Source organism: Gordonia sp. BP-119, assembly GCF_016924115.1.
In the GTDB taxonomy this organism is placed as follows: Bacteria; Actinomycetota; Actinomycetes; order Mycobacteriales; family Mycobacteriaceae; genus Gordonia; species Gordonia hongkongensis.
In genome coordinates this window covers 24,667-39,942 of sequence record NZ_JAFFZF010000027.1, presented here as the reverse complement: position 1 = coordinate 39,942, position 15,276 = coordinate 24,667, and the positions used below count along the sequence as shown (strand labels likewise).

The following is a 15,276-nucleotide window of genomic DNA, read 5'->3' as shown; positions in this document are numbered from 1 at the left end:
GGTTCCCAGCCCCGAATTTCGTAGCGTCAGTAGGTGAATAGCGCGCATTGGTGCTACGAAATCCTGGGGTCAGGTGAGGTTGCGCTTGAGGATCTTGCCCGACGCGTTGCGGGGGAACTCGTCGACGAAGACCACCGACCGGGGGATCTTGAAGTTGGCGAGGTGCTCCTTGGCGAACGCGATGACCTGCGCCTCGTCGAGGTCGGCGTCCGCCCGGACCGTCAGGTAGGCGCGGCCGACCTCGCCGAGCCGGTCGTCGGGCACGCCGACGACCGCGGACTCGGTGACACCGTCGAGCCGCGCGAGGGTCTGCTCGATCTCCGCGGGGTAGACGTTGAACCCGCCGCAGATGTACATGTCTTTGAGCCGGTCGGTGATCTTGAGGTTGCCGCGCTCGTCGAGGGTCCCGATGTCGCCGGTGTGCAGCCACCCGTCGGCGTCGATCGTCGCGGCGGTGGCCTCCGGGTCGTCGAGGTAGCCGACCATCACCATGTCTCCGCGCGCCAGCACCTCACCGTCGTCGGAGAGCGTGATCTCCATACCCGGGAACGCACGTCCGCAGGTGTTGGCAACCGTCGCATCGTCGTCGTCGGGGGTGCACGTCGAGACGAAGCCGCTCGCCTCGGTCAGGCCGTAGGCGGTGATGACGGTGTCGACGCCCAGGTCGTATTGCAGGCGTTCGACGAGGACGACGGGCACGATCGCGGCACCGGTGATGACGATCCGCAGGCTGGAGAGGTCGTGGTCGGCCCGCTTCGGGTCGTCGAGGATGGTCTGGAAGATGGTGGGCGCGCCCGGGAAGACCGTCGCGCGTTCGTCGGACACGAGTTTCATCGCCTGGTCCGGTGAATAGACGGCGAGCGGCAGCATGGTCACGCCGAACAGCACGCTCGGCAGGATGCCCGCCTTGTACCCGAAGGTGTGGAAGTAGGGATTGACCATCAGGTAGCGGTCGTCCGGGCCCAGGCCGGCGTTCGCGCCCCAGCCGTACGAGCCGGTCAGGGTCTGCCGGTGGGTGGCCAGCACACCCTTCGACTTTCCGGTCGTGCCGGAGGTGAAGAGGATGTCGGAGAGATCGTCGGGTGAGACGGCATCGGCGCGTCGGTCGGCTTCGGCGAGTGCGTCGGGGGTTGCCGCCCGACTGAGGAACTCATCCCAGTCGACGGCACCGTCGAGCGGGGCGGCGTCGTCCGTGAGCGACACCCGGATCACGACGTCGGGCATCGTGGCGCGGTGATCGCGCAACAACTCGGCCGCATGATCGACACCGAGGAACTCGCCGGACACGACGACGGCCCGGGCCCCGGACCGTGCGATGATCTCGATCGCCTCGCCCGCGGTGTAGCGCGTGTTCAAGGGGACGAGCGTCGCACCGGCGTAGTGGATCCCGAGCGCCGCAATCGGCCAGTGGAAGCTGTTCGGCGACCAGATGGCGACCCGGTCGCCGGCCTCGATACCCGAGGCCACCAACGCTGCCGCGAAATCCCGGACGGACTCGTGGAGACGGGTCCAGGTCGACTCGATCCGCGGATGCGTCGAAGACTGCCACTGACCGTCGACGAGAGCGATACGGTCGGGCCAGGTCTGCGCCGCCCGGCGCAGTGCGGCCGGGGTCGTGGGCGTGGGGAGGACCTCGTGCAGTGGGGTCTGCGCCATGCGCCCAACCTAGCACTTGCTTGGTGCGTTATGCTAGCGCCCATGACCACGACGAATCTTGCCGATCGTGCCGTCGACCTGGGTGAATGGGCGAAATCGACCCCGAACGCCACCACCGAGTTCGCGGCCGCGGTGCGTGCGTGGCTCGACGAGAACCTCGCCGGCGACTTCGCCGATCTGAAGGGTCGTGGGGGGCCGGGCAGCGAACACGAGTTCTTCGCCGAGCGCCTCGAATGGGATCGTCACCTCGCGCGCGCCGGGTGGACCTGCATCGGCTGGCCGGTCGAGTACGGCGGTCGTGGTGCGACGCTCGAACAGCGCATCATCTTCCATCGCGAGTACGCACGTGCAAACGCACCTGCGCGCGTGAATCATCTGGGCGAGGAACTGTTGGGCCCCACGCTCATCGCCTACGGGACCGACGAGCAGAAGCGGCGTTTCCTGCCCGGCATCGTCGATGTCACCGAGTTGTGGTCGCAGGGTTATTCCGAGCCGGGCGCCGGATCGGACCTCGCGGGCGTGTCCACGTCGGCGCGGCTCGAAGACGGCAAGTGGATCATCAACGGCCAGAAGATCTGGACCTCGCTCGCCCACGTGGCGCAGTGGGTGTTCGTGATCGCGCGTACCGAGAAGGGATCGTCGCGCCATGCCGGACTGAGTTTCCTGCTGGTGCCGCTCGACCAACCGGGCGTCACCGTCCGCCCGATCCAACAGCTCACCGGCACTTCAGAATTCAACGAGGTGTTCTTCGACGACGCGGAAACCGATGCCGATCTCATCGTCGGTGACCCGGGCGACGGCTGGAAGGTGGCGATGGGGCTGCTGCAGTTCGAGCGCGGGGTGTCGACGCTGGGTCAGCAGGTCGGATTCGCGCGCGAGCTGGGCAATCTCACCGATCTCGCGCGAGCCAACGGGGCGCTGGACGACCCGGAGATCGCGTCGCGGCTGGCTCGGGCGGATATCGGGTTGATGGTCATGCGCGCCCACGCCCAGCGGACGCTGGACGGGGACGTGACCTCGCAAGCGGGTGCGGCCTCGGTCTCGAAGTTGTTGTGGGCCAACTGGCATCGCGACCTCGGTGAGCTCGCGATGGACGTCGTGGGCGCACCGTCGCTGATCGGGCCGGCCGCGACCGCCGAAGGCAAGGCCAACGACATCGCCGACCCGGAGAACGTCGAACTCGACGAATGGCAACGGCTCTACCTGTTCACCCGCGCCGACACCATCTACGGCGGCTCGAACGAGGTGCAGCGCAACATCATCGCCGAGCGCGTGCTCGGCCTACCCCGAGAGGCACGCTGAGATGACCGGAGTCGACGTCAACGGGGCCCGGGCGGCCGGCCGAGCGGTCTCGCCGCTGGCCACACCGCCTGCCGAGATCGCCGGGCACGGCCTGCTGCTGGGCAAGAAGGTCGTGGTGACCGCCGCCGCCGGAACGGGAATCGGCTTCGCGTCGGCCCGGCGTGCGTTGCTCGAAGGCGCGGATGTGCTCATCAGCGACTGGCATGAACGACGCCTCGGTGAGGCCGCCGAGAAGCTGTCGGCGGAATTCCCGGAGCGCACGGTCACCCAGCGCACCTGCAATGTGCAGGTCACCGCGGAGGTCGACGCGCTGATCGCCGATGCCGCAACCGAACTCGGACGTATCGACGTACTGGTCAACAATGCCGGGCTCGGCGGCGAGACCCCGGTCGCCGAGATGACCGACGAGGAATGGGATCGTGTCCTCGACATCACGCTCACCGGTACATTCCGCGCCACCCGCGCAGCCCTGCGGTATTTCGGCTCGGTCGAGCACAACGGCGTGATCGTCAACAACGCCTCTGTCCTCGGCTGGCGGGCCCAGCGCGGACAGGCGCACTACGCCGCGGCGAAGGCCGGGGTGATGGCCCTGACCCGCTGTTCGGCACTTGAAGCCGCCGACGTCGGGGTGCGCATCAACGCGATCGCACCGTCGATCGCGAAACACCCGTTCCTGGCCAAGGTCACGAGCGACGACCTCCTCGACGAACTCGCCTCCCGAGAGGCCTACGGGCGCGCGGCCGAGGTCTGGGAGGTCGCCGCGACCGTTGCGATGCTGGCCAGCGACTACACCACCTACCTCACCGGCGAGGTCGTCTCGATCTCCAGCCAGCGTGCTTGACCGCCAACGACTTCTACCGATTCAAGGAGCACCGACCATGACCACACCCCAGGCCTACATCGTCGACGCCGTCCGCACCCCGGTCGGCAAACGCAACGGCTCGCTCGCCAAGACCCACCCCGCCGATCTCGGCGCCCACATCATCTCCGCACTCGTCGAGCGCACCGGCATCGACCCCGCGGCCGTCGACGACGTGGTGTTCGGCTGCCTCGACGCCATCGGTGGCCAGGCGGGCAACGTCGCCCGGACCGCCTGGCTCGCAGCCGGTCTCCCGCTCGAGGTGCCCGGCACCACCGTCGACCGGCAGTGCGGGTCCAGCCAGCAGGCCATCCACTTCGCAGCGCAGGGCATCATGAGCGGAACCCAGGACATCGTCGTCGCCGGCGGCCTGCAGAACATGAGCGCCATCCCGATCTCGCAGGCGATGATCTCGGGCAAGGAGTTCGGATTCACCACGCCCACCGCTGAATCCGCCGGCTGGCAGGAACGTTTCGGCGACGCGCAGATCTCGCAGTTCCTCGGCGCCGACATGATGGCGAAGAAGTGGGACATCAGTCGCGAGGACATGGAGCGCTGGGCGCTGCAGTCGCACGAGCGGGCCCGGGCCGCGATCGCCGACGGCAAGTTCGACAACGAGAACGTCGCCCTCGGTGACTGCGTCGTCGACGAATGCCCGCGCGAGACCTCGATGGAGAAGATGGCCGGCCTGCAGGTCCTCGCCGATGGTTCCCGGCTCACCGCGGCCGTCGCCTCGCAGATCGCCGACGGGTCGTCGGCGACCCTCGTCGTCTCCGAACGCGCGCTGAAGGAACACAATCTGACACCGCGAGCCCGCATCCACCACCTGTCCGTGCGCGGCGACGACCCCGTGATGATGCTCTCCGCGCCGATCCCGGCCACCAAGTACGCCCTCGACAAGACCGGCATGTCCATCGACGACATCGACGTCGTCGAGATCAACGAGGCGTTCGCGCCGGTCGTGCTCGCGTGGCTCAAGGAGACCGGCGCGGACCCGGCGAAGGTCAACCCCAACGGTGGCGCCATCGCACTCGGTCACCCCCTCGGCGCCACCGGCGCCAAGCTGTTCGCGACCCTCCTCAACGAACTCGAGCGCACCGGCGGCCGCTACGGACTCCAGACGATGTGCGAGGGCGGCGGGACCGCCAACGTCACGATCATCGAGCGGCTCGGCTGAGAGTCACCACCTCTGCTGCCTGAGGGCCACAGTTCGCCCCTCGACGTTCCCCTCTCGAGGCCGTACCATTCTGACAACAGGCGTGCCCACATACGGGTGTGATCTGGCGCATACTATTGTGTGGCACACGCGGACCATTTCGTTCCAACCGCCGCACGTCAGGTGCAGCACGACCTAGCTGAGGGGATCTCGATGACCAAGCCTGCTGAGCACACCAGCACCGGCGCCACCGGCGCGACGCGTGGCGTCTCGTCGGAAGCGCATAGTTTGACCGAACTGGTCGAGATCCAGCGCGCGGCGTTCCTGCGCGACGGGATCCCCGACGCCGACACGCGCATCGACCGCATCACGCGGCTTGCAGCCCTGCTCCTCGACAACGCCGACGAGATCGCCGCCGCGCTGGCCGAGGACTTCGGTGCCCGCCCGCGCGAGCTCTCGCTCGCCGCCGATGTGGCCGGCTGCATGATCGACCTCGCCCACCAGCGTCGCGGGGTCAAGGAGTGGATGGCCGAGTCGAAGGTCGCGAAGGTGCAGGGCCTGCTCGGGTACAAGCAGAGCATCCGCCACGACCCGCTGGGCGTCGTCGGCATCATGGGGCCGTGGAACTTCCCGCTGCAGCTGACGGTCGTGCCCGCGGGTTCGGCGTTCGCCGCCGGTAACCGGGTCATCATGCGACCGTCGTCGGTGACCGCGAAGACCACCGACGTAATCGCGAAGCACGCACCGAACTACTTTTCGATCGAGGAGCTGGCGATCGCCACCTCCAAGCACGGCTCCGGATCGGATTTCGCCAAGCTCAAGGTCGACCACATGTTCTTCACCGGCTCACCCGGTGTGGGCGCCTCGGTGGCCCAGGAGGCCGCGAAGAACCTGATCCCGGTCACCCTCGAACTCGGCGGCAAGAACCCGGCCGTCGTCGACGTCGACGCCGACATCGACAAAGCCGCGACGATGCTCGCCGACGCCCGCATGGTCAACGGCGGCCAGGTGTGCCTGTGCCCGGACTACGTCTTCGTCCCCGAGGCCAAGCTCGGCGAGTTCACCGACAAGGTCGTCGCGCGGTGGACCGAGAACTTCCCGACGATCATCGACAACGAGCAGTTCACGTCGACGATCAACCAGAAGAACTACGAGCGGATCCTCGGGCTCATCGACGACGCCGAGCAGCTCGGCGCCACCAAGCGTCAGGTGATCCCCGGCGGCGAACCGCTGCCGGACGCCGAACGCCGCAAGATTCCGCCGACGCTGCTCACCGGCGTCAAGGCGGGCATGAAGATCGAGGAGGACGAGGTCTTCGGTCCGGTGCTGACCGTGTACCCCTACCGCGACCTGTCCGAGGTCATCAGCCAGATCGGCTCGCACCCGCATCCGCTGACCATGTACTGGTGCGGCGATCAGAACGAGCGGTTCCAGAAGCTGGCCGACAACACCCGCAGTGGTTCGATCAACGGCAACGACTTCGCCATCCACCTGTTCAGTGGCGAACTGCCGTTCGCCGGCGTCGGTAACAGCGGAATGGGCGGGTATCACGGCCGCACCGGTTTCGAGACCTTCAGCCATGCTCGGGCCGTCGCGTTCTCGACGCTGCCGGTCAGCGTTGCCGAGATGATGTCGCCACCGTTCCTGCCCAAGGACACCAGGCTGACCAACAACCAGCTGAAGCTGTGGAAGTTCTTCAACAACCGCGCCATGAAGAAGGTGCGCAAGCGCCTCGGCGCATAACATCGGTCGTCTTGGCCGGGATCGTCGTCCGACGGTCCCGGCCAAGCGCTTGCTAGGGTGAGCGCAGACTCTTCCAGGAGGATGCGCTTGTCACCACGAGGTCAGACCAGGATCGACGCGAACGGCCGGACCGCTGCGAGTACCGCCGACGCGCCGACTCGTTCGTCGCGCCGGGACGAGTTGTTGGCGACCGCCGGGCGCATGTTCGCCGAGCAAGGGCTGCGCTCGACGACGGTCCGGGACATCGCCGACGCGGCCGGAATCCTCTCTGGGAGTCTGTATCACCATTTCGACTCGAAGGAGTCGATGGTCGACGAGATCCTGCGGGGTTTCCTCGACGACCTGTTCGCTCGCTACCGGCAGATCGCGGCGTCGAGCAAGTCGGCGACCGAGACCCTGCGGGGGCTCGTCATCGCGTCGTTCGAGTCGATCGATGCCGAACGCAACGCGGTGGCGATCTACCAGGACGAGGCGAAGCGTCTCTCGGGCCAGGAACGTTTCGCCTATATCTCCGAACTGAACGTCGAGTTCCGGCAGTTGTGGCAGTCGGTGTTGCAGCGCGGCGTCGAAAACGGGGAATTCCGGGCCGATCTCGACGTCGAACTCGTCTATCGCTTCATGCGCGACACCGTGTGGGTCGCCGTGCGGTGGTATCGGCCCGGGGGCTCGATGACGGTCGACTCGATCGCCGATCAGTACCTGTCGGTGGTCCTCGACGGCATCCTGCCGCGCTGACCACGCGCGTCGAAGTTAGGGTAGCTTTCCTTTCCCAGCGTCTGGCCGTTATTGTGCGCGTATGACAATTGGCGGAACCGATGTGGCCGCGCCGGCACCAGTCTCCGACGTCGACGTCGAACCCGACGATCCGAAAGCCGCGCGCGCTCAGGCCAGATCCGAGTCCAAGGCGAAAGCCGCTGCCCTCGCCGACGTCCTGGCCCCGGTGAAGAAGCGCACGATGCTCGCCCAGTTCGTCCAGATCTTCGCCTCCGCCGCCACGGTGGTGCCGTTCATCGGGATCGTCGAACTCGGGCGCATCCTGCTCGAACCGGGGCCGGTCGATTCCGGGCGCGTCTGGCTGGTCGTGTGGCTGGTGGTCGGTGGGCTCGGCGCTCGCGCCGCCTTCAGCTTCCTCGCCCTCGCGATCACCCACTTCGCCGATCTCGATCTCCAGGCGCAACTCCGAATCCGCATCGCGGACAAGCTGGGTCGGCTGCCGCTGGGGTGGTTCAGCCGGACCAGCTCGGGTGCGGTCCGCAAGTCGGTGCAGAACGATGTCGCCGACCTGCACTATCTCGTCGCGCACGCGACCGTCGAGGCCACGGCCGCGATACTGTCGCCGATCTTCGCGCTGATCTACTGCTTCTACCTGGACTGGCGCCTGGGGCTGCTCGCGATCGCGACGGTGCCGCTGTACGCGCTGACGTACTCCTACATGGCTCGTGACCTGACGACCGAGATGGAGAAGATGGACAAGGGCGTCGCGCGGATCAGTGCCACCATCGTCGAGTTCATCTCGGGCGTCGCCGTCGTGAAGACCTTCGGACAGACCGGCAAGGCGCACCGGCGGTTCGTCGATGCCGCCGACGAGTTCAACGACGACTTCGCCGGCTACATGGGGCCGATGCTCCGCGTACAGGCGGTCACCACCGTGCTGATCAGCGCGCCGCTGATCCTGCTGGTCAACCTCGGAGTCGGGTATTGGCTCGTCGACAACGGGTGGGTCCAACCGATCGAACTCGTCGGGTCGACGCTGATCGCGATGGTGCTCCCGACCGCGCTGCTCACGGTCTCGACCGCGGTGCACACCCGTCAGCAGGCCTCGGCCGCCGCCCTGCGTATCGCCTCGTTGCTCGCCGAACCAGAGCTGACGGTTCCGGAGAACCCCCAGGTGCCCGCCGGGCACGATGTGCGGATCGAGAACGTGCACTTCACTTACCCGCCGCGCCTCGGAGTCCCGTCCGGGGTGAAGGCGCTCGACGGGGTCAGTGTCGAACTGGCCGAGGGAACCGTGACCGCTCTCGTCGGGCCGTCGGGAAGCGGTAAGTCGACGCTTGCGACGCTGCTGCCCCGCTTCGGCGATCCCGACTCCGGTGCGGTGCGCATCGGTGGGGTCGATGTCCGCGACATCCTGCCCACCGAGCTCTATCGCCACGTCGGGTTCGTGCTCCAGGACGTGCAGCTGCTGACGATGTCGGTGCGCGACAACATCCGGCTCGGCCGTCCGGACGCAAGTGACGAGCAGGTCTACGACGCCGCCCGCGCCGCCCAGATCCACGACCGCATCCTCGAGCTGCCCGACGGCTACGACACCGTGGTCGGCGACGGGGCACACTTCTCCGGCGGTGAGGCGCAACGTGTCTCGATCGCGCGGGCCCTGCTCGCCGACACCCCGATCCTCGTCCTCGACGAGGCCACCGCCTTCGCCGACCCGGAGTCGGAGGCGCAGATCCAGCAGGCCATCGGCGCGTTGATGGTCGGGCGCACGGTGCTCGTCATCGCGCACCGTCTGGGCTCGATCACGCACGCGGACAACATCGTCGTCCTGGATCGGGGTCGGGTCGTCGAACAGGGTCGGCAGGACGAACTGGTCGCCCGCGGCGGGTTGTACGCGTCGATGTGGGCCTCCTACGAGGCCGGGACCACCAGGCAGGACGAGGAGATCGCGCGGGGCGCGGTCACGAGCAGCGAGGCGGCACGATGATCCGCGGTTTCTACACGATCCTGGGTTCCGAACGGGCCCGGATGGTCGTCTTCCTGACCTGGGTGGTCGTCTACGGCGTCGCGCAGGGGCTGGCGATGCTGACCCTGGTCCCGATCGTCGAACACCTGCTGACCGGTGACCTCTCCGCCGCCGCGATGTGGTTGTGGCCGTTGGCCGTTCTGGTCGTCATCTGTGCGGTCAGTGCCTACGTGCAGTCGCTCAAGGGCATGACGATGGCGCTCTACGCGATGCGCATGCTGCACCACCGTCTCGGCGATCACATGGTCACGCTGCCGCTCGGTTGGTTCACCCGCGACCGCGTCGGTGACGTCTCCCAGATCGCGGTCAAGGGAACGATGTTCGTGGGCAGCACCGGGGCGCACTACATCACGCCGGTCGTCGTCAACATGGTGAGCTCCGTCGTGGTCGTCATCGGCATCTGCTTCTTCGACTGGCGCATCGGCCTTCTGATGGTCGCCGGGACGCTGCTGCTGATGTACGTCGGCAAGCTGTCGAGTTCGTTCCTCGCGAAGTCCGAGGGCCGTAAGCGTGCCGAGGCCGTCAAGGTCAACAACCGGGTCCTGGAGTTCGCCCGCTGCCAGGCGGTGCTGCGGGCCTTCGGCGACTCGGACTCCGCGCACAAGCCGCTCGCCGACGCACTCGGACAGCAAGCACGCGTGGGCAAGTCGATGCTCTGGCGGTCGATCCTCGGCATCCTGCTGAACGGACTGTCGGTGCAGGTCGTCTTCAGTGCCGTGCTCGCGCTCGGCGCGGGGCTGGCCGTGGCGGGCCACATCGAGCCGGCCCTGCTGATCGCCGTCTTCGGCCTCGCGGCCCGCTTCTTCGGCCCGATCGGCGAACTCGCCGAACTCGGTTCGACGCTGCGCATGTCCACCGACGAGATCAACCGCATCACCGGGGTGCTCGACACCGACCGGATGCCCACCCCCGATCAACCCACGCCGATCACCGAACCGGGTGCTGTCGAACTCGACGGTGTCGCTTTCGGGTACGAGACCGGCGCGCTGGTCCTGCGCGATGTGTCCCTGCGAGCCCGCCCCGGCACGATGACTGCACTCGTCGGCCCGTCGGGGTCGGGTAAGTCGACGATCTTCCGTCTCATCGCACGGTTCTACGACGTCGACGGCGGCGTCGTGAAGGTCGGCGGCGTCGACGTGCGGGAGCAGGAGACCGGTGCACTCATGGGCCAGTTGTCCCAGGTGTTCCAGGACGTCTACCTCTTCGACGACACCCTGTGGGAGAACATCAAACTCGGACGGCCAGATGCGACCGACGACGAGATCCGAGCAGCCGCCGAGACCGCGGGGGTCACCTCGATCGTCGACCGGCTGCCCGATGGCTGGCAGACCGTCGTCGGTGAGGGCGGTTCGGCCCTGGCCGGCGGTGAGCGGCAACGAGTCTCGATTGCACGCGCCCTGCTGAAGAATGCGCCGATCGTGCTGTTCGACGAGGCGACGAGCGCTCTCGATCCCGAGAACGAGTCCCACGTCGCGGAATCCATCCGCCGGCTCGCCGACCGCAGCACGGTGCTGGTCATCGCGCACAAGCTGTCCACCGTGATCGCCGCCGACCAGATCGTCGTGCTCGACGATCAGGGCGGCGTCGACGACATCGGCACCCACGACGAACTGCTCACCCGCGGTGGGCGATACACCGAGTTCTGGAACCAGCGGACCGCAGCTGCCGGCTGGACGCTGACGCCGTCGGCTTAGCTGCCGTCGCTCTTTCTGATCCGAAGGGCGACTTAACCACTGCTCTCTGAGCCGGAAGGACAACATAACCCCTGCTCCCTGAGGTGCGAGGAGCGATAGCCGCCGGGCCGAGCAAGCGACGAAGGAGCGCGTCGAGGTCGACGAGCCTCGAAGGGTTCTGGCGAGACGAGGTTACGAACCCTTCGTGACGCGCGCAAGCTCGCTTCTCAGGGAGCAGCGAATAAGGCCGTCGTCACGCTGTGCCCCCCGCGCCGACCACCGCCCTTCGTCGTGGGCGATCTCGATCGGGTAGTCGAAGCACTCGGTCACCAGGGCTGTGGTGAGAATGTCGTGAACCGGCCCGGCGGCGAGGATTCGGCCGCCGGTCACCAGCACGGCATGCGTGGTCGTCTCGGGAAGTTCCTCGAGGTGATGGGTGACGAGCACCGTCGCGAGATCGGGATGTGTCCGGTGCAGCCGGTCGACGGTCTGCAGAAGACGCTCGCGGGCAGCCACATCGAGGCCGGTCGACGGTTCGTCGAGCAGCAGGAGTCGAGGATCGGACAGCAACGCGCGGGCGATCAGGGTCCGGCCGCGTTCGCCCTGCGACAGGTTCGTCCACGGCGCCGACGCGAGCGCGCTCAAGCCGAGCATCTCGATCAGTTCGTCGGCGCGGGCCAGTGTCTCCGGTGCGGGATCCCGGTGGTCCATCAGCTCGGTCGTGCCCGTCGCACCGGTCAGCACCACCTCGCGGATCGACAGCGGCGACCGCAGCGGATGCCGCGGATTGACGTGGCCGATGGACTCACGCAGCTTCCGGGTCTCGACGCGCCCCAGTTGGTGTCCGAGGACATGGACGGTCCCGCGCGTCGGATGCTGTTCCGCGCCACACAGGCTCAGGATCGTCGACTTGCCGGCGCCGTTCGGGCCGATGAGCGCCCACCGCTCGCCGGCGCGGACGGTGAGGTCGATGTCCGCGAGGATCGCGCGGGACTGCCGCACGAAGTCGACCGAATTCAGGCGCAGGACTTCCGGGGTCGTCACGGTCCGAAGGTACCGGACCCTTCGTGACGGCCCGCCCTGCGCTGCCTGAGGTGTGAGGAGCGCAAGCGACGAGCCTCGAAGGCTCCGGGCCTCCTCAGGGGGCAGGGGGTGACGGCCCGCCCTGCGCTGCCTGAGGTGCGAGGAGCGCAAGCGACGAGCCTCGAAGGCTCCGGGCCTCCTCAGGGGGCGGGGGGTGACGGCCCGCCCTGCGCTGCCTGAGGTGCGAGGACCCTTCGTGACGGCCCTCCGCAAGCTCCGGGCCTCCTCAGGGAGCGGGGTGGGGACGGCCCTCCGCACGCTCCGGGGCGCCCCTAGCCCAACGACCCGAGCGCCTTCAGCCGTTCGTGTGCCTGCGTCATGATCGACTGGATCAACTCGTCACAGCTGGGCAGGTCGTCGATCATGCCGACGACCTGGCCGGAGGCGAGCACGCCGGCGCGGGTGTCACCTTCGACGAGGCCGGCCTTGAGCAGCATGGGGGTGTTGCCCGCCATGATGACCTGCTGCCACGTGCGTTCGCCCGACTTCTTCATCGTGCGCCCGTCTTTGAGCATCGTCGTCCAGCGCATGCCGGTCATCTGCTTGAACTCGTTGGCGTTGCGGGCCGCGGCGACGAGGGCCCGGGCCGGGCTCCCGCTCTCGAGCGCCTCTACCAGCGGGGTACGCAACACGCGGTGCGGCATGCCGTCGACCTTGACCGAGACAACGGTGTCGCCGAGACCGCGGGCGAGGTACGCCTGCTTGACGGAGTCGGGCACGGCACTGTCCGACGTCAGCAGGAACCGGGTGCCCATGGCCACACCCTGAGCCCCGTAGGCGAGTGCGGCGGCGAGCCCACGGCCGTCGAAGAACCCGCCCGCGGCGACCACCGGCATGTCGATCCCCTTGGCGGACAGCGCATCCAGCACCGACGGCAGCAGCAGGGTGGTGGCGACCGGTCCGGTGTGACCACCGCCCTCGCCGCCCTGGACGATCACTGCGTCGGCACCCCACGAGGCGACCTTGACGGCATGTTTGGCCGCACCGATCGACGGGATCACGACGATGCCGTTGTCCTTGAGCTTCGCGATCAGTTCGGGTTTCGGGGCCAGCGCGAAGGAGGCGACCTTGACGCCCTCTCGGATCAACAGGTCGATGCGTTCGGGGGCATCGGTCGCGTCGGCACGCATGTTCACACCGAATGGCTTGTCCGTCAACGATTTCGTCTTCGCGATGGCCGCCTCGAGTTCCGCGAACGTCATCGTGGCCGACGCCAGGATGCCCAGCCCGCCGGCGTTCGAGGTTGCCGAGGTCAGCGACGGTCCGGACACCCATCCCATGCCGGTCTGGACGATCGGGTACTCGATGCCGACGAGCTCGGTGAACGACGTCGACAGTCCGGCGGCGCGCGCGGGACTCGGTTGTGCGCTGGTGGGACTGCTCATCGGACTTCCTTGTTGCGGACGCCCTTCGGGTCGAGGACGTCCCGGATCAGACCGAGCTCCTCTGCCGTCGGCCGGCGCGTTTCGGGTGCGTCGGCAAGGCCTTCGACCTCGAAGCCGGTGTTCTCGGCGACCTCGTCGGCGCCGACCCCGGGATGCAGGGACAGGGCCCGCATGGTGTGGCCTGGTCCGCCGAAGTCGAAGACGCCGAGGTTGGTGACCACGCGATGGATGTTCAGGTCGTCGAAGGCCGGGTTCTCCGGATCGACCTTGTCGAAACCGACGCCCGACACGATGTCGACGGACTCGCCGAAGACGCGCGCGGTGTGGCGGGCCACCCAGTAGCTGGTGGGGTGGTTGATGGTGTTGCCGGGCGCGCCACGCACACCGAACATCTGGCGAGTGGGGTGCTGCAACGGACCGAACGCCGACAGGTTCTGGTTGCCGTGCCGGTCGATCTGGTTGGCGCCCATGACAACATGGCGCCGACCCGATGCCACGACGTCGAACACCTTGCGGAACGGCATCCACCCCTCGATCGGCCCGGTCTTCCCGATCGGCGGGGTGTCGGCGAGGATCAGCGCCTCGCCGTCGGTGATCAGCAGGTCGGGTTCGGTGGTGAGACGCGCGAGCCGGGCGCCGAGCAGGGGAGTGGGCGCCATGGGCGAGGCCATGATCTCGCCGGCGCCGGCGAAGATGTCGGCGCAGGAGATCACGCAGTACTCGGCGCGGGTGGGTTCATCCGTACCGGACGATTCACCGGGCGTGGTCGCGGTTTCGGCGGTGCTCACTGTCCGGTCTCCTTCTGCTCGTCCTGCCAGGCGGTCACTTCTCGCTGGTAGGTCTGTTCGTCGACCTGGAGGAATCGGCGCGAGAACGCGTCCCAGGTCTCGGGCTCCTTCGCCGACGCCACATAGAACTGCTGGAACTTCTCGTCGCGCCCGTAGTCACCGGCGAACGTGAAGTGCGCACCGTTGGGCGCGTGGACGACCCGGTCCACGGCCATGCGGTTGAGCAGAAGGCGCTGGTGCGGAACGGTTTTGACGAGCACCTCGGTGGAGACGATCTGATCGGCCTCGAGATAGCGTCGTTCGGCAGCCGCGCAGTAGAGGTCGTCGAAGTACGGGTCGACCCCGGTGTAGGCGGCATTGCCGTGGGCATCGGCCAGATCCAGGTGCACGAATGCGGCGTCGAGCTTCAGTGCCGGCATGGCCACCAGCGTCTGCGTCCGGCCGTCGGCGTCGGGATAGGGCGAGGTGACGGTCTTCAGCTCACCCTCCCAGAAGTTGAGGACGTCCGAGCCGAGGCCGGCACGAATGGGCAGGAACGGCACGCGTGCGGCGGCCGCTTCGAGGCCGCATTTCACCATGCCCTCGTCCATCTCGCGTACCTCGATCTCGCCGTTGGTGCGCGCCTTGGCGAACCACGGATCGTAGAACGGGGCCGAGTCGAGGGAGACGAAGCCGTAGTACGCGCGGCGCACCTTCCCTGCCGCGCAGAGCAATCCGAGGTCGGGGCCACCGTAGGTCACCACGGTGAGGTCCTTGACGTCGGAGCGGGCGAGCGCACGGACCAACGCCATCGGCTTGCGGCGCGAACCCCATCCGCCGATGCCGATGGTCATGCCGTCGCGTAGCTCGGCGATGACGTCGTCGAAAGTGCTTGTCTTGTCGGTGGGCATG

The 15,276-nt window shown here is 67.6% G+C and carries 12 protein-coding genes; 7 read left to right on the top strand and 5 right to left on the bottom strand.

From position 1 onward, the window contains the following. Window positions 1-69: 69 nt before the first annotated feature. Complete coding sequence (locus tag JW364_RS15785; protein ID WP_205333808.1) at window positions 70-1,656, bottom strand: FadD3 family acyl-CoA ligase; 1,587 nt, start codon at window positions 1,654-1,656, stop codon at window positions 70-72. A gap of 42 nt (window positions 1,657-1,698) precedes the next feature. On the opposite strand from JW364_RS15785, the gene JW364_RS15780 reads away from it, so the two are divergent. From JW364_RS15780 to JW364_RS15750, 7 genes are all read left to right on the top strand, one after another. Continuing rightward, window positions 1,699-2,958: an acyl-CoA dehydrogenase family protein gene (locus tag JW364_RS15780; protein WP_078112635.1), complete on the top strand. Its 1,260-nt coding sequence runs from the start codon at window positions 1,699-1,701 to the stop codon at window positions 2,956-2,958. A 1-nt stretch (window position 2,959) separates the two neighbouring features. Then, a complete protein-coding gene (locus JW364_RS15775) occupies window positions 2,960-3,799 on the top strand; it encodes an SDR family oxidoreductase (protein WP_058249907.1) in 840 nt (279 codons plus the stop codon). Window positions 3,800-3,836: 37 nt separating this feature from the next. After that, window positions 3,837-4,994: an acetyl-CoA C-acetyltransferase gene (locus JW364_RS15770; RefSeq protein WP_078112634.1), complete on the top strand. Its 1,158-nt coding sequence runs from the start codon at window positions 3,837-3,839 to the stop codon at window positions 4,992-4,994. 192 nt (window positions 4,995-5,186) lie between these two features. Further along, on the top strand, window positions 5,187-6,716 hold the full coding sequence (locus JW364_RS15765) for an aldehyde dehydrogenase family protein (protein ID WP_068971976.1): 1,530 nt from the start codon (window positions 5,187-5,189) through the stop codon (window positions 6,714-6,716). 87 nt (window positions 6,717-6,803) lie between these two features. After that, entirely contained in the window at window positions 6,804-7,451 is a 648-nt protein-coding gene (locus tag JW364_RS15760; RefSeq protein WP_058249973.1) for a TetR/AcrR family transcriptional regulator, read from the top strand. 61 nt (window positions 7,452-7,512) lie between these two features. Further along, on the top strand, window positions 7,513-9,417 hold the full coding sequence (locus JW364_RS15755; protein ID WP_205333807.1) for an ABC transporter ATP-binding protein: 1,905 nt from the start codon (window positions 7,513-7,515) through the stop codon (window positions 9,415-9,417). After that, window positions 9,414-11,150, top strand: a complete 1,737-nt coding sequence (locus JW364_RS15750; RefSeq protein ID WP_205334524.1) for an ABC transporter ATP-binding protein — start codon at window positions 9,414-9,416, stop codon at window positions 11,148-11,150. The genes JW364_RS15755 and JW364_RS15750 overlap by 4 nt, the downstream gene beginning before the upstream one ends. Window positions 11,151-11,321: 171 nt before the next feature. On the opposite strand, the gene JW364_RS15745 is transcribed toward JW364_RS15750, so the two are convergent. The 4 genes from JW364_RS15745 to JW364_RS15730 all read right to left on the bottom strand — a co-directional run bounded on the left by JW364_RS15745 (window position 11,322) and on the right by JW364_RS15730 (window position 15,275). Then, complete coding sequence (locus tag JW364_RS15745) at window positions 11,322-12,173, bottom strand: ABC transporter ATP-binding protein (RefSeq protein ID WP_205333805.1); 852 nt, start codon at window positions 12,171-12,173, stop codon at window positions 11,322-11,324. Window positions 12,174-12,484: 311 nt separating this feature from the next. Then, window positions 12,485-13,597: a nitronate monooxygenase family protein gene (locus tag JW364_RS15740; RefSeq protein ID WP_205333804.1), complete on the bottom strand. Its 1,113-nt coding sequence runs from the start codon at window positions 13,595-13,597 to the stop codon at window positions 12,485-12,487. After that, window positions 13,594-14,385 (bottom strand): CoA-transferase subunit beta, encoded by a 792-nt coding sequence (locus tag JW364_RS15735; RefSeq protein WP_078113609.1) that lies wholly within the window; start codon window positions 14,383-14,385, stop codon window positions 13,594-13,596. Before JW364_RS15735 ends, JW364_RS15740 begins: the two co-directional genes overlap by 4 nt. After that, entirely contained in the window at window positions 14,382-15,275 is an 894-nt protein-coding gene (locus tag JW364_RS15730) for a CoA transferase subunit A (protein WP_137810459.1), read from the bottom strand. The genes JW364_RS15735 and JW364_RS15730 overlap by 4 nt, the downstream gene beginning before the upstream one ends. Between the last annotated feature and the right edge of the window lies 1 nt (window position 15,276).

What these genes read in the sequence shown, in the direction of transcription:
- JW364_RS15755 (WP_205333807.1), top strand. Translation starts at nt 7,513, where the DNA reads ATGACAATTGGCGGAACCGATGTGGCCGCGCCGGCACCAGTCTCCGAC.
- JW364_RS15740 (WP_205333804.1), bottom strand. Translation starts at nt 13,597, where the DNA reads ATGAGCAGTCCCACCAGCGCACAACCGAGTCCCGCGCGCGCCGCCGGA.
- JW364_RS15785 (WP_205333808.1), bottom strand. Translation starts at nt 1,656, where the DNA reads ATGGCGCAGACCCCACTGCACGAGGTCCTCCCCACGCCCACGACCCCG.
- JW364_RS15780 (WP_078112635.1), top strand. Translation starts at nt 1,699, where the DNA reads ATGACCACGACGAATCTTGCCGATCGTGCCGTCGACCTGGGTGAATGG.
- JW364_RS15770 (WP_078112634.1), top strand. Translation starts at nt 3,837, where the DNA reads ATGACCACACCCCAGGCCTACATCGTCGACGCCGTCCGCACCCCGGTC.
- JW364_RS15730 (WP_137810459.1), bottom strand. Translation starts at nt 15,275, where the DNA reads ATGCCCACCGACAAGACAAGCACTTTCGACGACGTCATCGCCGAGCTA.
- JW364_RS15765 (WP_068971976.1), top strand. Translation starts at nt 5,187, where the DNA reads ATGACCAAGCCTGCTGAGCACACCAGCACCGGCGCCACCGGCGCGACG.
- JW364_RS15750 (WP_205334524.1), top strand. Translation starts at nt 9,414, where the DNA reads ATGATCCGCGGTTTCTACACGATCCTGGGTTCCGAACGGGCCCGGATG.
- JW364_RS15775 (WP_058249907.1), top strand. Translation starts at nt 2,960, where the DNA reads ATGACCGGAGTCGACGTCAACGGGGCCCGGGCGGCCGGCCGAGCGGTC.